Genomic DNA, 20802 nt, shown 5'->3' on the forward strand with positions numbered 1-20802 from the left:
CCGTGCCCCGGGCAGCGCCTAGCGCATCCGGGCCAGGGCCTGCTCCAGGCTCAGGCGGCCCAGGTCTTCGCCATTTCGGCTGCGCAGGCTGACGTAGCCTCCGTCCTTTTCCTTTTCCCCGACCACCAGCAGGTAGGGCACTTTCTGCAGGCTGTGTTCGCGAATCTTGTAGCCGATCTTTTCGTTGCGCAGGTCGGCGCTGGCCCGCAGCCCGTGACGGCGCAAGCTGTCGCTGATGGCCCGGGCGTAGTCGGCCTGGGCTTCGCTGATGTTCAGCACCACCGCTTGTTGCGGTGCCAGCCACAGGGGCAGGGCGCCGCCATGGTGTTCCAGGAGAATGCCGATGAAGCGTTCCAGGGAACCAAACAGCGCCCGGTGCAGCATCACCGGCTGGCAGCGTTCGCCGCGCTCGTCGATGTAGCTGATGGCGAAGCGCTCGGGCAGGTTGAGGTCCACCTGCAGGGTGCCGCACTGCCAGTCGCGACCGATGGCGTCGCGCAGCACGAACTCCAGCTTGGGGCCGTAGAAGGCGCCTTCCCCGGGGTTGATCCGGTAGTCGAAGTGCATGCTCTGCAAGGCACCGACCAGGGCCTCTTCCAGCTGGTCCCAGACCTCATCGCTGCCGATGCGGTGGTCTGGGCGGGTCGAGAGCTTCACCGCCACCTGGTCGAAACCGAACTCCTTGTAGATGTCGAATACCAGGGCAATGGTGGCGGCGCATTCGCTTTGCATCTGTTGCGGGGTGCAGAAGATGTGGGCGTCGTCCTGGGTGAAATGGCGCACTCGCAACAGGCCGTGCAGGGCTCCTGAAGGTTCGTAGCGGTGGACTTTGCCGAACTCGGCGATGCGCAGTGGCAGGTCGCGGTAACTCTTGCGGCCGTGACCGAAGATCGCCACCGCGCCGGGGCAGTTCATCGGCTTGAGGGCGAAGGTGCGCTGGTCTTGCGTGGTGGTGGTGAACATGTGGTCGCGGTAGTTCTGCCAGTGCCCGGAGGTTTCCCAGAGGCCGCGGTCCATCACGTCGGGGGTGTTCACTTCCTGGTAGCCGGCCTGTTCCTGGCGCCTGCGCATGTAGCCGATCAGTTCCTGGAACAGGGTCCAGCCCTTGGCGTGCCAGAACACCGAGCCCGGCGCGCAGTCGTCGAAATGGAACAGATCCAGCTGCTGGCCGAGCTTGCGGTGGTCGCGCTGTTGCGCCTGTTCCAGGCGCAACAGGTAGGCCTCCAGTTCCGGGCGGGTGCCCCAGCAGGTGCCATAGATCCGCTGCAGCGGTGCGTTGCGGGCGTCGCCACGCCAGTAGGCACCGGCCACCTTGGTCAGCTTGAAGGCGCGCAGTTGGCCAGTGGAACGCAGGTGTGGCCCACGGCACAAATCTTCGAAATCCCCCTGACGGTACAGCGAAAGCACGGCATCTGGCGGCAAGTCGCGGATCAGCTCGACCTTGTAGTGCTCGCCCTGGTCGGCGAAATGCTGCAGGGCCTGCTCCCGGGACAATTCCCGGCGGCGCACCGAATGATTGGTGGCGGCCAGGCTATGCATGCGCGCCTCGATCAGTTCCAGGTCCTCTGGGGTGAAGGGGCGCTCGTGGGCGAAGTCGTAGAAGAAGCCATCCTCGATCACCGGGCCGATGGCCACCTGCGCCGAGGGGAACAGCTGTTTCACCGCCATCGCCAGCAGGTGCGCGCAGGAGTGGCGCAGTACTTCCAGGCCCTCGGGGTCGCGGGCGGTGACGATGCTCAAGCGGGCGTCGCTGTGCAACAGGTAGTCACAGTCCACCAGTTGGCCGTTCACTCGCCCGGCCACGGCGGCCTTGGCCAGGCCGCTGCCGATGCTGGCGGCCACCTCGAAAACGGACAACGGCTGGTCGTACTCACGGCACGCGCCATCAGGCAGGGTGATGCGGATCATCTTCGGTGGTCCTTGGTGTCGGGCTATTAACGGGTGAAGCGCAGGGGCAGGCCCTGACAGTCGTCGTACAGGCGGCCCTGGTGCCAGGCGAGCTGGCCCGACACCAGGGTGCTGCTGACGCTGTGGCGAAAGCGCTGGCCGGCAAAGGGCGTCCAGCCGCAGTGGGCGAGGATCGGCTGGCTGTCCACGGCCAGGCCTGTGGGCTCGGCGCGGACCAACACCAGGTCGGCCCAGTAGCCTTCGCGCAGGTAGCCGCGATCGGGAATGGCGAACAGGTCGGCGACTCGGTGGCTGGTTTTTTCCACCAGGGTGGCCAGGGGCAGCACCCGGTCGGCCACCAGTTCCAGCAGCGCTGGCAATGCATGCTGCACCAGCGGCAGGCCGGAGGGCGCGCGGCTGTAAGGCAGCTGTTTCTGCTCCCAGGTATGGGGCGCGTGGTCGGTGCCGATGACATCCAGGCGCTGGCTGTTCAGGGCCTGGCGCAGGGCATCGCGATCGGCCTGGGTCTTGATCGCCGGGTTGCATTTGATCAGGTGGCCGAGGCGCGGGTAGTCGCGGTCATCGAACAGCAGGTGATGCACGCAGACCTCGGCGGTGATGCGCTTTTGCGCCAGGGGCCGGTCCTCGAACAGCGCCAGCTCCCGGGCACTGGTCAGGTGCAGTACGTGCAGGCGAGTGCCGTGTTTCTTCGCCAGCTCCACCGCCAGGGATGAGGAGCGAAAGCAGGCCTCGGCATCGCGGATGTGCGGGTGGGCGGCGGCGGGAATCTGCTCGCCATAGAGTTGCAGCCAGCGCTGTTGCCGGGCCTGGATGCTGGGGGTGTGTTCGCAGTGGGCCAGGAGCAGGGTCGGCACCTGGCGGAACAGCCGGTCCAGCACCTCGGGATCGTCCACCAGCATGTTGCCGGTGGAGGCCCCCATGAACACCTTGACCCCGGCCACCTCCGTGGGGTCCAGGGCGGCGACGAGGTCGAGGTTGTCGTTGCTGACCCCGAAGTGAAAGCCATAGTTGGCCACCGAAACGCTCGCTGCGCGGCGCTTCTTGTCGTTCAGGGCGGCAAGATCCAGGGTCGCCGGCGAGGTGTTGGGCATGTCCATGAAGCTGGTGATGCCACCGGCCACCGCGGCCCGCGACTCGCTGTACAGGCTGCCCTTGTCCGGCGCGCCGGGGTCGCGAAAGTGCACCTGGTCGTCGATCATGCCCGGCAGCAGCCACTGGCCGCGGGCGTCGATTTCGATCTCGGCGCTGAGGTGGTCCAGGCTGCCGATGGTGTCGATGCGCCCGTGCGCCACCAGTACGTCGGCGTCGAATTCGCGCCCTTCGTTCACCAGGCGGGCGTTGCGGATGAGGATTCGGCTCATGCTCAAAACTCGTTCTGCAGGGCCTTGTAGCCACGCACCAGGTCGACGTTGGTGCGCGCCACGTCTTCGGAAAACTCCGAAGCGCTGACACTCACGGGAGGGAACTGCGCCAGGTCGGTCTTGGGCCCGATGCGGGTGGTGGAGGGCACGTAGAAACCCGGCGGCAGGTCGCGGCCATCCACCACGGAGTTGTGTCGAACCACGCTGCCGTCGCCCACTTCGCAGTTGAACAGCACGCTGTTGAAACCGATGAACACTCGGTCGCCGACCACGCAGGGGCCATGGACGATGGAGCGGTGGGCGATGGAAGTGTGCTGGCCGATGGTCACCGCCGCGCCGGATTTGGAGTGGATCACCACGCCATCCTGGATGTTCGAGTTGGCGCCGATGGTGATGGCTTGCATCTGGCCGTCGGCGTCCACTTCGTCGGCGCGGATCACCGCGTAGGGGCCGACGAAGACGTTGTCGCCGATCACCACCTTGCCGCAGATGATGGCCGTCTTGTCGACGTAAGCGGATTCGGCGATCACGGGCAGATCGCCGGAGGGGTTTTTACGAATCATGGCGCGAGTCCTTCAAGGGGGAACTGATGACTTCCACCGCGCCATCGCGAATGGCGTTGTAGAAACAGTTGGGGCGCCCGGTGTGGCAGGCCGGTCCTTGCTGATCCACTAGCAGCAGCACGGCATCGCCGTCGCAGTCCAGGCGCGCTTCGATCAGGCGCTGGCGATGCCCGGAGCTTTCGCCCTTGCGCCACAGGCACCGACGCGAGCGCGACCAGTAGCAGGCCTGGCCGCTGGCCAGGGTTTCGCCCAGGGCCTGGCGGTTCATCCAGGCCAGCATCAGCACCTCGCCGCTGTCGTGCTGCTGGGCAATGGCGGCGATCAGGCCGTCGCTGTTCCAGGGCAGGGCGTCGAGTACCGCGGTCAAGGCCCAGCGGCTGCCCTGGGGCGCGGCTTCCAGATCCAGCAGCGACAGCGGTGGGCGGCGGATCATGGTCGGCTCAGGGCCTCGTACAGGGTGTCGAGGTTGTATTCGAACAGGCCGGTGAAGGTACTGGCCGGACCGCTGGCCGAGAGCGCATCGGAGTACAGGGTGCCGCCGATATGGGCGCCGCTTTCGTCGGCGATCTGCTTGAGCAGGCGGGCGTCCTTGATGTTCTCCATGAACACTGCCTTGACCTTGGCGTTGCGGATCTGGGTAATCAGCGCAGCCACTTCGGCGGCGGAAGGTTCACGCTCGGTGGACAGGCCCTGGGGCGCCATGAAGTCGATACCGTAGGCCTGGCCCAGGTAGCCGAAGGCGTCGTGGGAGGTGACGATCTTGCGGTTGCCCGGGGGCAGGGAACCGAGCTTGGCCTTGGCCTCGGCCAGCAGGCGATAGATCTGTTTCAGGTAGGCCTGGCTGTTGCGCTGGTAGTCGGCCTGGTGGGCCGGGTCGGCAGCGATCAGCGCCTTGGTGATGTTGCTCACATAGAGCTCGCTGTTGGCCAGGTTGTGCCAGGCATGAGGGTCGGGAACGCTTTCGCCGTCTTCCTCCAGGGTGCGTGGAATAACCCCGCGGCTGGCAGTGACGACCTGGGCCTGGGTGGCGGTGCTGGCCACCAGGCGGTCCAGCCAGGGTTCGAAACCCAGGCCATTCTTGATGATCAGCCGGGCCTTGAGCAGGGCCTTGGCGTCATCCGGGCTCGGCTCGTAGGTGTGGGCATCCTCGTCGGCACCCACCAGGTTGGTGATGTGCACATGCTCACCGCCGACCTGGCGGGTCATGTCGGCGAGGATGCTGAAGCTGGTGACCACCGCCAGCTTGTCCGCCGCCTGGGCAGTAGGCAGCGACAAGGGCAACAGCAGGCTGAACAGCACGAGTAGAGCGCGCATCGGGAAACACCTCATGGGGATGTGAGCAAAGGTGGGCGGTGCAGCAAGCCGTGCACCGGGCCGAACACCACGGACAGCAGGTACAGGCCGCCGGCCACCAGCACGATGGCCGGGCCGCTGGGCAGCGAGTAGTGGAACGACAGCAGCAGGCCGAGCCACACCGAGAGGCAGCCAAACAGCGCGGCGATGCCGATCAGGGCGGGCAGGCGTCGGCTCCAGAAACGCGAGGCGGCGGCCGGCAGCATCATCAGGCCCACCACCATCAGCGCGCCGATGGCCTGGAAACCTATCACCAGGTTGAGCACCACCAGGGTCAGGAACAGGCCGTGGGCCAGGGGGCCGAGGCGGCTGACGCTGTGCAGGAACAGCGGGTCGAGGGTGTCCAGCAGCAGGGCTTTGTAGATCAGCGCCATGGCCAGCAGGCTGAAGAGCGAGACCAGCAGCATGCCGTTCAGGGTCGGGCCATCCACCGCCAGGGCCGAGCCGAACAGCAGGTGCAAGAGGTCCAGGCGCTTGCCCGCCAGCCCGAGGATCAGCACGCCGCTGGCCAGGGAAATGGGGTAGATGGCGGCGATGCTGGCGTCTTCCCGCAGGCCGGTGCGCCGGGTGATCCAGGCGGCCAGCCCGGCCATGCCCAACCCGGCACCGAGGCCGCCCAGGGTCAGCGCCGGCAGGCTGAGACCGGCGAACCAGAAGCCCAGGGCGGCGCCCGGGAGAATGCCGTGGGCCACGGCGTCACCGATCAGGCTCATGCGCCGCAGGATCAGGAACACCCCCAGGGGCGCGGTGCTGCAGGCCAGCAGCAGGCCGCCGAGCAGGGCCCGGCGCATGAACAGGAATTCGCTGAACGGCTGCCAGAAATGTGCGGCGAAGTGCATCAAGCCACCTGCGCGCAGGATTGTGGGGCGATCAGCTCCAGGCTGGGGCCGAATACGCAGCCACTGCTTTTTACCAGCAGGGTCTGGGGGATGTGCTGGCGAACGGCGGCCAGATCATGGCAGACCACCACCAGGGTCCGGCCCTGAGCGTGCCAGTTGTACAAGTGGCGCCAGAGCAGGGCCTGGCCGGTTTCGTCGAGGGCGGCGTGGGGCTCGTCCAACAGCAGCAAGGGGGCTTCGGTCAGGCTCAATCGGGCGAGCAGGGCGCGTTGCAATTCACCACCGGAAAGGGCCATCAACGGGCGCTTTTCCAGGCCGCTCAGGCACCAGTCTTCGAGGACCGTGCGCAGCTTTTCTGCCCTGACCCTGGCCGCTTCACGCTTGCCCCAGAAGCCGCCGGCCACCAGTTCTTCCAGGCTGATGGGGAACTGTCGATCCAGGTGTTGCTGCTGCGGTAAGAAGGACAAGCCGCCTCGGGCAGTGCCGAGGTGGATCTTGCCCGCGAGTGGTTTCTGCAGCCCGGCGATGACTTTCAACAAGCTGCTCTTGCCCGACCCGTTGGCGCCAATGATCGCGCTCAGGCTGGCCCTGGGCAGGTGCAGATCCAGGGCTGGAGTCAGGGGTTGCCCCGGAGCGCCCCAACGCAGGTGTTCGCAGCGGATCATCAGGCCTCCCAGTTCCAGCGGCTTTCGGCCACGGCGTCATGGGCATGCAGGCTTTCGGCGTGCACGACCCGCAATTGAAAGGCGTTGATTCCGGGGGAACGGCGCAGGGCCAGGTTCAAGCGGCGGGCGGCGTCTTCGCAAAACATCAGGTTCTGCCCGTTGGCCAGGGCGAAGGCCTGCTCGTCGGCACGCTTGACCGCGGTTTGCACGGCGGTGCCCAGGGCGTTTTCCGCATCGTTGATCAGGGCAATCAACGGCAGTTCGTCGATGAAATCATCCAGGCGCAGATGCAATGCCGCGTTGCTGCGCTGGCTATGGGGCGTCGCGACGATGCCCTGGGGCGAGCCCAGCCAGGCCAGGACGTCGGCGTGTTGCAACGGCCGGTTGGCAAAATCTTCGATGAACTGCTGCTGGATCAACTGCCGCGCCAGCGCCGCCGAACAGGGGCAAGTGGAGGAATAAGGCACGTCGATTTTTAGTTCCACGTGGAACATCGCGTTTTTCAGCCGCGCTTCGATACTCAGCGGGTAGCTTTTCCAGCCGGCCAAAGGGCTGACCAAGGCCGGGCGTTTCAACAGCAGATCCAACTGAATGCGCAGGTAGGCGCTGTGGGCCAGGCCTTCATGGCTATCGAGAAAACGCTGCAAGATCCGCCGGAGCAGAGCGGGGGTGAGGTTCTCCTGTTCCAGCATTTCCAGGGCCAGATACAGGCGTGACATGTGAATGCCCCGGGCCTCGCCATCGTCGAGGCTGACACCGGCATCGGCCTTGGCTGCGCTTGGCTGGTTGTTGATCACTACAGGTAAGGCAATGCCGCACATGCCCACCCATTCCAGGGGCAAGGCTTGGCGTGAGGCCTGCGCGGCGATATCCGGCAGAGTCAGCGCGTTCATGAACAGGTCCGTCGTGGGAAGTGATTTCACATGTTATATTATAACAATACGTTCGATGGGAAATTTTTCCTCGACGGTTGTTCATCTTGTCTTGTGAGTAGGGATGCTCCTTTTTTCGCGGTATTTGCCATGCACAGACGTCAATTGCTCAACCTGCTGTTGGCCGGTACGGCCCTGATGTTTCCCTGGAGTGTCTGCGCCGCGCAGATCCGCAACGCACGATTGTGGAAGGACGCAGAAAAGTTGCGGCTGGTGCTCGATCTGAGCGGCCCGGTGCAATACAAGACCTTCAGCTTGAGTGCCCCGGAGCGCTTGATCATCGACTTGAACGGCGCGCGCCTGAGCGGTGATTTCAGCCAGCTGGCCCTGGCCAACACGGTGATCCGCGCCATTCGCTCCGGGCACTTCGGCCAGGGCGATACGCGGATCGTCCTCGACCTGCGCGAGCCGGTGCAGCTCCACAGTTTTCTCCTGCCGCCCCAGGATGGCCAGGGCCATCGGCTGGTGCTGGATCTGTCCAAGGCAACCAGGCTGCCCCTGCCGATCGCTGCGGCCGCCGCGCCGCTGGCCAAGCCCGAGGCCACGACAGGCAAGCCCCATCCCAAGCGCGACATCATCGTGGTAGTAGACCCCGGCCATGGCGGCAAGGACCCGGGCGCCGTGGGGGCCAGGGGGGAACGGGAGAAGGATGTGGTGCTGGCCATCGCCCGCCTGCTGGCCAAGCGGCTCAAGCGCGAGAAGGGTTTCGACGTGAAGCTGGTGCGCAACGATGATTTTTTCGTGCCGCTGCGCAAACGCGTGGAGATTGCCCGCAAGCACCAGGCCGACATGTTCATCTCGGTGCATGCCGATGCCGCGCCGCGGCTGACCGCATCCGGCGCATCGGTGTACGCCCTGTCCGAAGGTGGCGCCACCTCGGCCACCGCGCGCTTGATGGCCCAGCGGGAAAACGGCGCCGACCTGCTGGGGGCGACGACGCTGCTCAACCTCAAGGACAAGGATCCGATGCTGGCGGGGGTGATTGTCGACATGTCGATGAACGCCACCATCGCCGCCAGCCTGCAATTGGGCGGGACTGTGCTGCAGAGCCTGTCGGGCATTACCACCCTGCATCAGAAGCGTGTGGAACAGGCCGGTTTTGCGGTGCTCAAGTCACCGGACGTGCCGTCGATCCTGGTGGAAACCGGCTTCATCTCCAACAGCCGCGACAGCCAGCGCCTGGTCACCGCGCGCCACCAGCAGGCGATTGCCGATGGCCTGTTCAACGGCCTGCAGCGCTACTTCGAGAAAAACCCACCGGTTAACAGCTACATGGCCTGGCTCCAGGAAACCAAGAACAACCGCCCCGCCTGAACGCCGACCTGCAGGAGCCGGCTTGCCGGCGAAGAGGCCGGTGAGTGTTGTGGCTGAGGATGTCTTCGCTGGCAAGCCGGCTTCTACGCAAGAGGTACGGGAAAGGGCGCTAGCAGCCGCTGATGCGGCTGCAGGTGAACTGCCCGCGGCTACCGCCGGAGCTGGAAAAGCGGTTGCGTGTGGTCCAGCCCACGCGCTGGCTGTAGCCCACCCAGGCCTCGCCGTCGGAGGCCAGGCCGGTGAAGAACGTCAGCTGCCCGTAGCGGCTGTTGGTCTGCGCCCAATAGCGCTTGCCGATCACCTCGAAGCCGCGCAGGTAGGTGGTGCTGCCGGCCGTGGCGACGCTGTAGGCGTTGCCCTGCGGGTCGACGCAGGCCAGCAGGGTGGCGCTGCGGGTGCAGGTGGCCAGGGTACTGGGCACCGCCGCGCTGGCGTGACCAGCCAGCAGCAACAGGCCTGAAAGTAGGGTGGGCAGGACAGGGCGCATGGCGAGTCTCGTGACGACAGGGGCGCAGCATCGCGCCCTTCGTCGTGGGCGGCAAGGGAAGGTTGGCTAATTTGTGTTGTTATAATATAACATTAAAACACAGCCTGACCCGTGACTCGCCATGACTGAACAAGACCTTCTCGCCCAACCCGAGACGCACTACATGAACGAAGCCCAGCAGGGCTTCTTTCGCCAGCTGCTGCTGGCCCAGCGCAGTGATCTGCAGGACCGCATTGCCGGCGAGTTCGACCAGCTGCGCGAGCAGGAACCCCACAGCGACCCCGCCGACATCGGCAGTGCCGAAGAGCAGCGCCAGTGGCAACTGCGCCTGCTGGAGCGGGAAAAGAAGCTCCTGGACAAGATCGACGAAGCCCTGGAGCGCCTGGCCCGTGGCGAATACGGCTGGTGCCGCGACACCGGCGAGCCCATCGGCCTCAAGCGCCTGCTGCTGCGGCCCACCGCCACCCTGTGTATCGAAGCCAAAGAACGCCAAGAGCTGCGCGAACGCCATCAACGGGCGCTTTGACCCAGCCGCGATCCTGATGAGGAACAACCCATGACCGACCGTCTCCCCGTTACCGTGCTGTCCGGCTTTCTCGGCGCCGGTAAAAGCACCTTGCTCAATCACATCCTGCGCAACCGCGACCACCTGCGGGTGGCGGTGATCGTCAACGACATGAGCGAAATCAACATCGATGGCAGCGAAGTGCAGCGCGATGTCAGCCTCAATCGCGCCGAAGAAAAACTGGTGGAAATGAGCAACGGCTGCATCTGCTGCACCCTGCGCGAAGACCTGCTGGAGGAAGTGGGCAAGCTGGCCCGCGATGGTCGCTTCGACTACCTGCTGATCGAGTCCACCGGCATCTCCGAGCCACTGCCGGTGGCGGAAACCTTCACCTTTCGCGATGAGGCCGGGCAGAGCCTGGCGGACATCGCCCGCCTCGACACCATGGTCACCGTGGTCGACGGCATGAACTTCCTGGTGGACTACCAGGCAGCGCAAAGCCTGGCCTCCCGGGGTGAAAACCTGGGCGAGGAGGACGAGCGTTCGATCACCGACTTGCTGATCGAGCAGGTGGAGTTTGCCGACGTGATCCTTATCAGCAAGATCGACCTGATCAGCAGCGCCGAGCGCCAGGAGCTGATGGCGATTCTGGCGCGGCTCAACGCCCAGGCAGAGATCATCCCCATGGTCATGGGCCAGGTGCCCTTGGCCAAGATCCTCAACACCGGGCGCTTCGACTTTGAACGCGCGGCCCAGGCGCCGGGCTGGCTGCAGGAGTTGCGCGGCGAGCATGTGCCGGAAACCCAGGAGTACGGAATCGCCTCGACCGCCTATCGAGCGCGCCGCCCCTTTCATCCCCAGCGCTTCTTCGACTTCATCAACCGGCCCTGGGTCAACGGCAAGCTGCTGCGCTCCAAGGGCTTCTTCTGGCTGGCCAGCAAGTACCAGGAAGCCGGCAGCTGGTCCCAGGCCGGTGGCCTGATGCGCCATGGCTTTGCCGGGCGCTGGTGGCGCTTCGTGCCCAAGCAGCACTGGCCCCAGGACGAAGAAGGCACCGCGGCGATCATGCACAACTGGACTGCGGCCACCGGCGATTGCCGCCAGGAACTGGTGTTCATCGGCCAGAACATCGACTTCACCCGGCTTTGCGCGGAGCTCGACCTGTGCCTGCTGGATGACGATGAAATGGCCCTCGGCGTCGAGGGCTGGAGCCTGCTGAACGATCCCTTTGGCCCCTGGCATGACGAGGAAGCGGCCTGATGCTGACCCTGAACTTGCCGGTGACTCCACTGGCCAATCCGCCCAGATGGCTGCTGCTGCCGAGCGTGACCGCGCCGGTCTCTCGCCGCCAGGCCATCGGCAGCACCCCGGCGGTGCTCGCCCAGGTGCTGGAGGATGAGGTCAATCTCGGCCTCTGGCAGCGCCAGTTGCCGGCCCACATCGCCGATTTCGCCGAGTTGCTGCTGTCCCTGGACCAGCCGCTGGCCGAATCCCTGTCCCTGGAGCTGCCCGACGAAGACGCGCAACCCAATCTGCGCGGCCTGGCTTCGGGGTTCAGTGATCTGCAGGGTTATGAAGGCTTTATCGCCGATGTTGCCTGGCTGGTCAGCGCTTTTGCCTGCCTGCTCGGGGCCAGGCGCGTCGGGCTGCGCCTGCGGGTCCTGGACAAGGCCATGTGCCCGCGGTTTCACGTGGACCATGTACCGGTGCGGCTGATTACCACCTACGCCGGAGTCGGCAGCCAATGGCTGCGCGAAGGCGCCATGGACCGCAGGAAACTGGGGCAGGCCGAGGGCGAACCACGGGACCCGGCACAGATCCAGCAGATCGCCAGCGGCGACGTGGCGCTGTTCAAGGGCGAGAAATGGCACGGCAACGAAGGCTTTGGCCTGATCCACCGCTCGCCGCAGCCAGCGCCAGGGGAACGCCGGCTGATCCTCACCCTCGATTGGCTGGGTTGACCTAGGCCCGTGTAGCCGCTTGCCGAGCCTGGGCAGAGGTCCGCAGGACCTTCAGCGCTCCCAAGAGCGGCGTCGAATCGAGCGGATTTTCGCCCAGGGCGGGAAGGGCGTAGCATCACCTCACAGGTTTCCCGGACCCATTTCCATGCTGCAGAACATCCCCACCCACGTGATCGCCGGCCCCCTGGGCGCCGGCAAGACCAGCCTGATTCGCCATCTGCTGAGCCAGCGCCCGACCGCTGAGCGCTGGGCAGTGCTGATCAACGAGTTTGGCCAGATCGGCCTGGACGCGGCCTTGCTGACCCGCGACGAAGATGGCATCGCCCTGGGCGAAGTGGCCGGCGGCTGCCTGTGCTGCGTCAACGGTGCACCGTTCCAGGTGGGCCTGGGCCGCCTGTTGCGCAAGGCCCGGCCGGACCGCCTGCTTATCGAGCCCTCGGGCCTCGGCCACCCGGCCCAATTGCTCAAGCAGTTGAATGAAGCGCCCTGGAAGGGCGTGCTGGCGGTGCAACCCTGCGTGCTGGTCCTGGATGCCCAGGCGCTGGCCGCTGGCAAGCCGTTGCCCCGGGCACAGCAGGATGCGCTGTCCAGCGCCGGCCTGCTGGTACTGAACAAGGACGAACTGCTCAGCGACAGCGACAGGTTGCGGGTGCTGGAGCAATTGCCGGACCTTCCCTTGTTCTGGACCCGCCATGCCGCCTTGCCCCTGGCCGAGCTGCCGGGCCTGGGAGCCAGCGCCGAAGCGGCCCTGGAGCAGTCGGACATTCCCCAGGGCCTGGCCCAGTTGCCGGCCGTGTGGAGCGATCCGGCGCTGCCGATCTGCCTCAGCCAGTCCCAGGAGGATGGCTGGAGTATCGGCTGGCGCTGGCACCCCAGCCAACAGTTCGATCTGGTCCGGGTCGAGCACTGGCTGCAGAACCTCGACTGGCGCCGGGCCAAGCTGGTGCTCCACAGTGATCAAGGCTGGCGGTCGGGCAACGGGCTGGATAATTCACCGCTGAACTGGCTGCCCAGCGAATGGCGCCGGGATTCGCGCCTGGAACTGATCTTCAGTAGCCCTCAGGACATTGCCGTCCTGCAGGCCAGTCTCGATGCCTGTCGCCTGTAGGAAACGGCGTGCACGCCACTCTTACGGCTTGAACTTGCGATGTTCCTCGCGCCACTGGCTCAGCTCGATCACCTCGGCACTGGGCAGGGGCTCCTTGGCTTCGAACGGGTAGGGCGCCAGCTCGATATGGGCGCTGTGGGCGCCGAACTGGGTGATGGTCCCGGCATGACGGGTTTCCCCGGTCACGGTGAACTCGAAGTTGTAGACCCGCGCCAGGCGCCGCCGGCCATTGCCATCCTTGACGAAACCGATGCGCTTGAGCGCCACGTTACCGTCCAGCAACTCGATGTCGAGCCGCGCGCAGTGCTGCTTGACCCGCTCCAGGGCCCGTTCGCGCAGGCCGTGGTTGTGCCACAGCCAGGCAGCAGCGGTTGCCAGCAGCATCAGCACAAAGATGTTTCCAAGGGTCAGCATGAAGGTTTGCTCCAACGAGGTGGCGTCAGCTTAACTGCGACTCCGGTCTGTCGTACAGGCTGCGTTTAGTCGCATACTGCGCGGCTTGAATTCCACCGGTTTTATGGAAAATCCTGCATGAAACGTACGCCCCACCTGCTTGCGATCCAGTCCCATGTGGTTTTCGGCCACGCCGGCAACAGTGCCGCGGTATTCCCCATGCAGCGGGTCGGGGTGAATGTCTGGCCGCTGAATACGGTGCAGTTCTCCAACCACACTCAGTATGGTCAGTGGGCCGGGGAAGTGCTGGCGCCACAGCAGATTCCCGAGCTGGTGGAAGGCATTGCCGCCATCGGCGAGCTGGGCAACTGCGACGCGGTGCTGTCCGGCTACCTGGGCAGCGCGGCCCAGGGCCGGGCGATCCTCAGCGGTGTGGCGCGGATCAAGGCAGTCAATCCCAAGGCCCTGTACTTGTGTGACCCGGTGATGGGCCACCCGGAGAAGGGCTGCAGCGTGCCGGCTGAAGTCAGCGACTTCCTGCTGGACGAGGCCGTGGCCATGGCGGATTTTCTCTGCCCCAACCAGCTGGAGCTGGACAGCTTTTGCGGGCGCAAGCCGCAATCGCTGTTCGACTGCCTGGGCATGGCCCGGTCGCTGCTGGACAAGGGCCCCAGGGCGGTGCTGGTCAAGCACCTGGACTACCCGGGCAAGCTGGCGGACGGTTTCGAGATGCTGCTGGTGACCGCTGACGGCAGCTGGCACCTGCGCCGTCCATTACTGGCGTTCCCGCGCCAGCCGGTGGGGGTGGGCGACCTGACCTCAGGCCTGTTCCTGGCCCGGGTATTGTTGGGGGACAGCCTGGTGGCGGCCTTCGAATTCACCGCCGCGGCGGTGCATGAAGTACTGCTGGAAACCCAGGCCTGCGCCAGTTACGAGCTGGAGCTGGTGCGCGCCCAGGACCGCATCGCCCACCCACGGGTGCGCTTCGAGGCCACGCCGATCGGCTTCTAAGGCGGGCTCAGGCCTGCTCGGAAAACTGCACGATCGGCGCGGGCTGGCGAAAGCCCCGGGTGTGTATGCCCAGGTACAGCAGGCCCAGGGCGAACCAGGCCAGGCCGATGCCCAGGGTCAGGGCCGAAAGGCTGGTCCACAGCCAGGCGATCAGGGCAAAGCCGATCAACGGCAGCAGGCCGTACTGCAACAGCCGTGCGGTGCTACGCGGCTGGCCCTGGCCCAGGTGACTCTTGATCACCGCCAGGTTGACCACCGAGAACGCCACCAGTGCACCGAAGCTGATCATCGACGCCAGGGTGGTGAGGTCGATGACCACCGCCAGCAATGACACCAGCGACACCAGGACAATGGCCACCACCGGGGTCTTGTAGCGCTCGGACAGGGTACCGAACACCCGACGTGGCAGGATGCCGTCACGGCCCATGCTGAACAGAATGCGCGATACCGAGGCCTGGGATGCCAGGGCCGAACCGGCGGCGCCGGCGACATAGGTGGCGGTGAAGAACATCTCCAGGAAGCGTCCGCCGGCGTGCAGCATGACCTCGCTGGCCGCCGAGTCGGCGTCCTTGAAACTGCTGCCGGGGAACGCCAGCTGGCTGGTCATGGCCAGCAGGATGAACAGCAGGCCGGCGCCCAGGGTGGTGATGACGATTGCCCGGGGGATGTCCCGGCGCGGGTCGCGGGTTTCCTCGGCCAGGGTCGACACCGCGTCAAAGCCCAGGAACGACAGGCACAGCACCGCGGCCCCGGCCATCAGCGGCAACAGCCCATCCTGGCTGCCATCGCCGACCCAGGGTGCGCTCAGGTCCAGACTCTCGGCCCCTGCCAACTGGCGGACCACCAGGGCCACGAACACCACCACGAAGACCATCTGCGCGCAGACGATCAGGTTGCTCATGCTCGATACCGAGCCGATGCCGCGGATGTTCAGCAGCGTCACCAGGCTGATGGTCGCCACCACGAAAACCCAGGCCGGCACGGCGGGGAAGGCCAGGTTGAGGAACAGGCCGATCACCAGGTAATTGATCATCGGCAGGAACAGGTAATCCAGCAGCAGCGACCAGCCGGCAAGGAAGCCGATGCCCGGGCCGAAACTGAGGCTGGCGTAGGAATAGGCTGAGCCGGCAATGGGGTATTTCTTGACCATTACGCTGTAGGAAAGGGCGGTGAAGATCATCGCCAGCAGGGTGATCACATAGGCTGCGGCGGTGCGCCCGCCGGTGAGTTGGGTGACCACGCCGTAGGTGGTGAAGACGGTCAGCGGGACCATGTACACCAGGCCGAAGAACACCAGGGCCGGCAGGCCGAGGATGCGCCGCAGCGAGGTGCCCTGGGCACTGTGGGTGAAGCCGCCATCGAGGCTGGTGTTATGGGCGGACGCAGGGGGGCTGCTGGAAAGAGCATTGGCGCTGGGCATTTTTATTGTTCTCACGCGTTCGTTGGCTCGAAGGCTCCCCGGGCGGGGAGTGCGTTTGTGCCTTGCCCTTCGATTCTGGCAGCGGTGCCCTGGGGGCATAACTCTCGATGTGGTCAAAAAGGGATGGATCTGGCCATTCGGGATGACCGCAGAAGCCTGCTGGCGGGTGTTGGAGTGTGGCGGCGGAGCGCTGGAGGCTCTGGAGGGGGGAGGACCGTCCGTGGCCCTGCTGAATCAGCGGTGCAGCTTGAGCATCAAGGGCCGTCGGCCTTGATTTCCCGGTAGCGCTGCTCCAGTTCCTGGCGGATCTGCCGGCGCTGCCGGGCCTGGATAAAGCGTCGCTTGCCGTCGGCGGTTTCCGGCTGCAGCGGCGGCACCTGGGCCGGCTTGCGCTGGTCGTCCACCGCCACCATGGTGAAGAAGCAGCTGTTGGTGTGGCGCACCGAACGCTCGCGGATATTCTCGGTGACCACCTTGATGCCCACCTCCATGGAGGTGTTGCCGGTGTAGTTGACCGAGGCCAGGAAGGTCACCAGCTCGCCGACATGGATCGGCTCGCGGAAGATCACCTGGTCCACCGACAGGGTCACCACGTAGCGGCCGGCGTAACGGCTGGCGCAGGCATAGGCGACTTCATCGAGGTACTTGAGCAAGGTGCCGCCGTGGACATTGCCAGAGAAATTGGCCATGTCAGGGGTCATCAATACCGTCATCGACAGTTGGGCGTTTCCGGGTTCCATAGCACGCTCACGGTTCTGGGCAGGGGTTGCTGGAGCACCTCTGCGGGTGCTGGCTCCAAAGGGTTTTCAAACCATCGATAACGGGACGCCGGGCCGGGCCACGTCGTCACGCCCTGGTGGATCTGTTTCCTAATATTGCACCGCCTTCCTGCCGGAAGTCGCGGTGTTAACCTGCAAAACACCCGTTCCAGGGCATTTTCCGCTTCTATTTTGGATATTTCCTTCTACTGATCAGAACATTCTTTTTAGGCGATCACCCCCGCCCAGCATTCCAAGGAGAGCCCCGGCCATGCATGCCATCAGCTTCATTCAGGACCTGGCCGTGATCATGCTGGTCGCAGGCGTGGTGACCATCCTCTTCCATCGCCTCAAGCAGCCTGTCGTGCTGGGCTACATAGTCGCCGGCTTCATCATCGGCCCTCACACTCCGCCTTTCGGGCTGATCCACGACGAACAGACCATCAAGACCCTGGCCGAGCTGGGGGTGATTTTCCTGATGTTCTGCCTGGGGCTGGAATTCAGCCTGCGCAAGCTGTTCAAGGTCGGGGCCACGGCCTTTATCGCGGCGTTCCTGGAAATCGTCCTGATGATCTGGATCGGCTACGAGATCGGCCGCTGGTTCGGCTGGAGCACCATGGATTCGCTGTTCCTCGGGGCGATCCTGGCCATTTCCTCCACCACCATCATCGTCAAGGCGCTCAATGACCTGAAGATGAAGAACGAGCGCTTCGCCCAGCTGATCTTCGGCGTACTGATCGTCGAGGACATCCTCGGCATCGGCATCATCGCCTTGCTGTCGAGCATCGCGGTCAGCGGTACGGTGAGTTCCGGCGAGGTGTTCTCCACCGTCGGCAAGCTTTCGCTGTTCATGATCGTGGCGCTGGTGATCGGCATCCTGCTGGTGCCGCGCCTGCTGGCCTACGTGGCCAGGTTCGACAGCAACGAGATGCTGCTGATCACCGTGCTGGGGCTGTGTTTCGGCTTCTGCCTGCTGGTGGTCAAACTGGAGTACAGCATGGTCCTGGGGGCCTTCCTGATCGGTGCGATCATGGCCGAGTCCCGCCAGTTGCTGAAGATCGAGCGGTTGATCGAGCCGGTTCGCGACCTGTTCAGCGCAATCTTCTTCGTCGCCATCGGCCTGATGATCGACCCGCAGATCCTCCTGCAATACGCCTGGCCGATTGCCGTGATCACGGTGGCGGTGGTGCTGGGCAAGATGCTGTCCTGCGGCATGGGGGCCTTTATCGCCGGCAATGATGGACGCACCTCACTGCGGGTAGGCATGGGCCTGTCACAGATTGGCGAATTTTCCTTCATCATCGCCGCACTGGGCATGACCCTGCAGGTCACCAGCGACTTCCTCTACCCGGTAGCGGTGGCGGTGTCCGCCATCACCACCTTGCTCACGCCCTACCTGATCCGTGCCGCGGACCCGCTATCGCTGAAGCTGGCAGGGGTCCTGCCCAAGCGCCTGAGCCGGGTACTGGGCATGTATGGCGAGTGGTTGCGCAGCATCCAGCCCCAGGGCGAGGGTGCGCTGCTGGCGACGATGATCCGCAAGATCCTGCTGCAAGTGGGGGTGAACCTGGCGCTGGTGGTGGCGATCTTCTTTTCCGGTGGCTATTTCGCCAAGCGCATTGGCACCTACCTGGAAGATTGGGTCAGTGAGCCGAGCTGGCAGAAAGCCTTGATCTGGGGCGGGGCGCTGCTGCTTTCGCTGCCGTTCCTGATTGCTGCCTATCGCAAGCTCAAGGCACTGTCGATGTTGCTGGCGGAGATGGGGGTCAAGCCGGAAATGGCCGGGCGCCATACCCAGCGAGTGCGTCGGGTGATCGCCGAGGTGATCCCGATCCTGTCGCTGCTGGTGATTTTCCTGCTGCTGGCGGCGCTTTCGTCGAGCATCCTGCCGACCCTGGAACTGCTGGTGTTGATCGCCGTAGTGGCGGCGGCGGTGGCCGCGGTCCTGTGGCGCTGGTTCATCCGTGTGCATACGCGGATGCAGGTGGCGCTGATCGAAACCTTCGACCACAGCAAGGACAACAGTGGGCATTGACCTTGCCGCTCGCCGGCAGGGTGCCGGCGAGCTGTTTCAGTCGCCGCGGTGCACGCGGCCGCGGCGGCGTCTCAGCTTTCCAGCCAGACGTCCCGCGCCCAGTGCCACACCGATTCCCAGGATTCTTCGGTGATCAGCTCTTCTTCGCCGGACCACAGCACCACGGTGCCGTCTTCCTCGACGCAGTAGTAATCGTCGCCGTCCTGGCAGATCGGGATCAGCTCGCGCGGCACGCCCATGTCCCAGGCGGTCGCCGCCACTTCCGGCAGGTAGGTATGGGATTGCGGATCGGTGACGGTCACAGGTTCCAGGCTGCCGTAAACCACGTCGCTGACCGTCAACAGGAACTCCTTGAAGACGAACGGGATATTGATGAACAGCTGTTCTTCAATTTCCACCAGTTGGTCTTCGTCCGGCAGTTCCAGGGGGACGGGTACCGGTTCGTTGGCTTCCCGGAGTTGTTCGATGACTTCTTCCACGGCCTGGGTCCTCTTAGCTCTATGGCGCGGTTGTTTGACGGCGGTTTATACAGTAGCTCGCTATAAGTGCAATCGTGAAATGCAAAACCCCGACCTGAGTCGGGGTTTTGCCTTACAGCTGTGACAGCAGAATGAATCAGCCGTTCTGGCGGATACCTGCTACCAGCCATGGCTGGTTGTCGCCCTGGGCGCGTTCCATGTTCCAGCTTTCGCTGAACACTTCGCCCTGGTCGAAGCGCGAGGTCTTCGACACACCGCTGAAGGTCAGGGTGGCGATGGTCTTGTCGGCACGGTCATCCACGCCTTCGAGCTGCACTTGCAGGTTGTCGATGTAGGTCGACTGGAAGCCGTCGCCCAGATCGGCACGTTCCTGTTTCAGGAACTGCAGCATCTGTGGGGTCACGAACTCGGCGATCTTGTCCATTTCGTTGGCGTCCCAGTGTTGCTGCAGGGACTGGAAGTGGCTGCGCGCCGCTTCAATGAAGCGCTCTTCATTGAACCAGGCCGGTGCGTTGATTACCGGACGCGCGGCAGGCGCTGGCGAGCCACCGAAGATCGAACCGCCGGCAGGCTGCTGGGGCTCGAAGGCTTCGCGCTGCATCGGCGCGTGGCCGGCTGGAGCGTATTGCTCCTGCTGCTTGCGGCGACGAGCGGCGATGAAGCGGAAGATCACGAAGGCGATGACCGCCATGATCAGGATGTCGAAGATCTGCATGCCCTGGAAGCCGCCGCCCATGAACATGGAGGCCAGCAGGCCACCGGCAGCGATGCCGGCCAGAGGGCCGAGCCAGCGCGAAGCACCGCCGGCCTTGGCAGCAGCGCCCGCGGCACCGGCTGCGCCCGCGGTGGCTGCAGCGGCGGGAGCGCCCGGAGCGGTTGGCGCCGCCTGGCGGGTTTGGTGGGTCGGGGCAGCGCCGACGCTTTTGCCGCCACCAAAGCGCTTGGCGTTGGCGTCGAGGCTCATCGTCAGGCCGATGCACAGCGCCATGGCGATGCTAAGAAAACGTTTCATAAAGGGGTTCCCATTTGTGGATGGCACGCGCGCCATATTGCACAGGTGAAGTGTCAGTGGCGAGCGGCATAATGTTTCGGGCTTTTGCCTGACAGGCTCGGTTCAGCTTCGCCAGGCGTCATGCTCGCCGATAGGTTTTTGGTCCCCGCAGACCTGGCTCTGGTTCAACCCGAAAGCCGTTAGCGGCGCAGTGCCAGTAGCACCACACCTGCGGTGATCAAGCCGATTCCGCTCCACTGCCGCAGGTCGAGCTTCTCTCCCAGCAGGCACACGCCGATGATCGCGACGAACACCACGCTGAGCTTGTCCACCGGTGCCACCAATGAAGCGGGGCCGAGTTTCAAGGCGCGGAAATAGCACAGCCAGGATGCGCCCGTGGCCAGCCCGGACAGCAGCAGGAACAGGTAGCTCTTGGGGGAAATTGATCCCAGGGACTGATATTGGCCCGTTGCGTACAAAATCAAGGCCAGGCTGACAAGAACCACCACGGTGCGCAGCAGGGTGGCGAAGTCTGAATTGACGTTTTCTATCCCCACTTTGGCGAAGATCGCCGTCAAGGCAGCGAAAATTGCCGACAACAAGGCCCAGAATGTCCACGAGGAAAAAAAGCCTGTGCCCATGTTCGCGCTGCCTTTTCTGCACCGACCTGTAGGAGCCGGCTTGCCGGCGAAGCGGTGCTTCGCCAGTGAGATTCGCCG

Annotated in this window: 22 protein-coding genes; 7 read left to right on the top strand and 15 right to left on the bottom strand. The window is 64.6% G+C overall.

From position 1 onward, the window contains the following. Positions 1 to 18 precede the first annotated feature (18 nt). The 8 genes from thrS to folE2 are packed head-to-tail and all read right to left on the bottom strand — an operon-like array spanning position 19 to position 7582. Positions 19 to 1908: a threonine--tRNA ligase gene (gene thrS / locus AC1RMG_RS31745; protein WP_493171019.1), complete on the bottom strand. Its 1890-nt coding sequence runs from the start codon at positions 1906 to 1908 to the stop codon at positions 19 to 21. A 26-nt stretch (positions 1909 to 1934) separates the two neighbouring features. Next, a complete protein-coding gene (locus AC1RMG_RS31750; protein ID WP_072451910.1) occupies positions 1935 to 3269 on the bottom strand; it encodes a dihydroorotase in 1335 nt (444 codons plus the stop codon). A 2-nt stretch (positions 3270 to 3271) separates the two neighbouring features. Next, a complete protein-coding gene (locus AC1RMG_RS31755) occupies positions 3272 to 3832 on the bottom strand; it encodes a gamma carbonic anhydrase family protein (RefSeq protein ID WP_053154732.1) in 561 nt (186 codons plus the stop codon). Beyond that, a complete protein-coding gene (gene hisI / locus AC1RMG_RS31760; RefSeq protein ID WP_019093405.1) occupies positions 3822 to 4265 on the bottom strand; it encodes a phosphoribosyl-AMP cyclohydrolase in 444 nt (147 codons plus the stop codon). The genes AC1RMG_RS31755 and hisI overlap by 11 nt, the downstream gene beginning before the upstream one ends. Beyond that, positions 4262 to 5146: a metal ABC transporter substrate-binding protein gene (locus AC1RMG_RS31765; RefSeq protein WP_041120483.1), complete on the bottom strand. Its 885-nt coding sequence runs from the start codon at positions 5144 to 5146 to the stop codon at positions 4262 to 4264. The genes hisI and AC1RMG_RS31765 overlap by 4 nt, the downstream gene beginning before the upstream one ends. An 11-nt stretch (positions 5147 to 5157) precedes the next feature. Next, a complete protein-coding gene (locus AC1RMG_RS31770) occupies positions 5158 to 6024 on the bottom strand; it encodes a metal ABC transporter permease (RefSeq protein ID WP_011064344.1) in 867 nt (288 codons plus the stop codon). Beyond that, positions 6024 to 6689, bottom strand: a complete 666-nt coding sequence (locus tag AC1RMG_RS31775; RefSeq protein WP_011064343.1) for a metal ABC transporter ATP-binding protein — start codon at positions 6687 to 6689, stop codon at positions 6024 to 6026. Before AC1RMG_RS31775 ends, AC1RMG_RS31770 begins: the two co-directional genes overlap by 1 nt. Continuing rightward, positions 6689 to 7582: a GTP cyclohydrolase FolE2 gene (gene folE2 / locus AC1RMG_RS31780; protein WP_015637546.1), complete on the bottom strand. Its 894-nt coding sequence runs from the start codon at positions 7580 to 7582 to the stop codon at positions 6689 to 6691. The genes AC1RMG_RS31775 and folE2 overlap by 1 nt, the downstream gene beginning before the upstream one ends. A gap of 129 nt (positions 7583 to 7711) precedes the next feature. On the opposite strand from folE2, the gene AC1RMG_RS31785 reads away from it, so the two are divergent. Continuing rightward, positions 7712 to 8935, top strand: a complete 1224-nt coding sequence (locus AC1RMG_RS31785; RefSeq protein ID WP_262214164.1) for an N-acetylmuramoyl-L-alanine amidase — start codon at positions 7712 to 7714, stop codon at positions 8933 to 8935. 109 nt (positions 8936 to 9044) lie between these two features. Here AC1RMG_RS31785 and AC1RMG_RS31790 read toward each other — a convergent pair whose 3' ends face one another. Then, positions 9045 to 9422, bottom strand: a complete 378-nt coding sequence (locus AC1RMG_RS31790) for a hypothetical protein (RefSeq protein ID WP_011064340.1) — start codon at positions 9420 to 9422, stop codon at positions 9045 to 9047. Positions 9423 to 9543: 121 nt separating this feature from the next. Here AC1RMG_RS31790 and dksA point away from each other — a divergent pair, with 121 nt between their 5' ends. The 4 genes from dksA to AC1RMG_RS31810 all read left to right on the top strand — a co-directional run bounded on the left by dksA (position 9544) and on the right by AC1RMG_RS31810 (position 12996). Beyond that, positions 9544 to 9948 (top strand): RNA polymerase-binding protein DksA, encoded by a 405-nt coding sequence (gene dksA / locus AC1RMG_RS31795; RefSeq protein WP_019093410.1) that lies wholly within the window; start codon positions 9544 to 9546, stop codon positions 9946 to 9948. A gap of 30 nt (positions 9949 to 9978) precedes the next feature. Next, positions 9979 to 11187, top strand: coding sequence for a zinc metallochaperone GTPase ZigA (gene zigA / locus AC1RMG_RS31800; RefSeq protein ID WP_493171025.1), 1209 nt, complete (start codon positions 9979 to 9981; stop codon positions 11185 to 11187). Beyond that, complete coding sequence (locus tag AC1RMG_RS31805; protein WP_053154713.1) at positions 11187 to 11888, top strand: DUF1826 domain-containing protein; 702 nt, start codon at positions 11187 to 11189, stop codon at positions 11886 to 11888. The genes zigA and AC1RMG_RS31805 overlap by 1 nt, the downstream gene beginning before the upstream one ends. 145 nt (positions 11889 to 12033) lie before the next feature. Beyond that, on the top strand, positions 12034 to 12996 hold the full coding sequence (locus tag AC1RMG_RS31810) for a CobW family GTP-binding protein (protein WP_236203195.1): 963 nt from the start codon (positions 12034 to 12036) through the stop codon (positions 12994 to 12996). A 21-nt stretch (positions 12997 to 13017) separates the two neighbouring features. Here the strand turns inward: AC1RMG_RS31810 and AC1RMG_RS31815 are convergent, their stop codons facing one another. Next, positions 13018 to 13410, bottom strand: a complete 393-nt coding sequence (locus AC1RMG_RS31815) for a DUF3301 domain-containing protein (RefSeq protein WP_015637540.1) — start codon at positions 13408 to 13410, stop codon at positions 13018 to 13020. A gap of 117 nt (positions 13411 to 13527) precedes the next feature. Between AC1RMG_RS31815 and pdxY the strand changes: the two genes are divergently transcribed. Beyond that, positions 13528 to 14400, top strand: coding sequence for a pyridoxal kinase PdxY (gene pdxY / locus AC1RMG_RS31820; RefSeq protein ID WP_015637539.1), 873 nt, complete (start codon positions 13528 to 13530; stop codon positions 14398 to 14400). A gap of 7 nt (positions 14401 to 14407) precedes the next feature. Here the strand turns inward: pdxY and AC1RMG_RS31825 are convergent, their stop codons facing one another. Both AC1RMG_RS31825 and AC1RMG_RS31830 read right to left on the bottom strand, forming a co-directional pair. Then, on the bottom strand, positions 14408 to 15820 hold the full coding sequence (locus AC1RMG_RS31825) for an APC family permease (protein WP_493171028.1): 1413 nt from the start codon (positions 15818 to 15820) through the stop codon (positions 14408 to 14410). Positions 15821 to 16074: 254 nt separating this feature from the next. After that, on the bottom strand, positions 16075 to 16560 hold the full coding sequence (locus tag AC1RMG_RS31830) for an acyl-CoA thioesterase (protein WP_011064332.1): 486 nt from the start codon (positions 16558 to 16560) through the stop codon (positions 16075 to 16077). 289 nt (positions 16561 to 16849) lie between these two features. On the opposite strand from AC1RMG_RS31830, the gene AC1RMG_RS31835 reads away from it, so the two are divergent. After that, positions 16850 to 18613 carry a cation:proton antiporter gene (locus AC1RMG_RS31835; protein WP_011064331.1) on the top strand — a complete coding sequence of 588 codons (1764 nt, stop codon included), beginning with the start codon at positions 16850 to 16852 and terminating at the stop codon, positions 18611 to 18613. Between the two features lie 71 nt (positions 18614 to 18684). On the opposite strand, the gene AC1RMG_RS31840 is transcribed toward AC1RMG_RS31835, so the two are convergent. The 3 genes from AC1RMG_RS31840 to AC1RMG_RS31850 all read right to left on the bottom strand — a co-directional run bounded on the left by AC1RMG_RS31840 (position 18685) and on the right by AC1RMG_RS31850 (position 20724). Then, on the bottom strand, positions 18685 to 19092 hold the full coding sequence (locus AC1RMG_RS31840; protein WP_011064330.1) for an SMI1/KNR4 family protein: 408 nt from the start codon (positions 19090 to 19092) through the stop codon (positions 18685 to 18687). Positions 19093 to 19228: 136 nt separating this feature from the next. Continuing rightward, positions 19229 to 20104, bottom strand: a complete 876-nt coding sequence (locus AC1RMG_RS31845; RefSeq protein WP_011064329.1) for a Tim44 domain-containing protein — start codon at positions 20102 to 20104, stop codon at positions 19229 to 19231. 179 nt (positions 20105 to 20283) lie between these two features. After that, complete coding sequence (locus tag AC1RMG_RS31850) at positions 20284 to 20724, bottom strand: EamA family transporter (protein ID WP_011064328.1); 441 nt, start codon at positions 20722 to 20724, stop codon at positions 20284 to 20286. Positions 20725 to 20802: the final 78 nt, after the last annotated feature.

The sequence above is a fragment of the Pseudomonas sp. GW822-FHT04H02 genome (genome assembly GCF_058800645.1).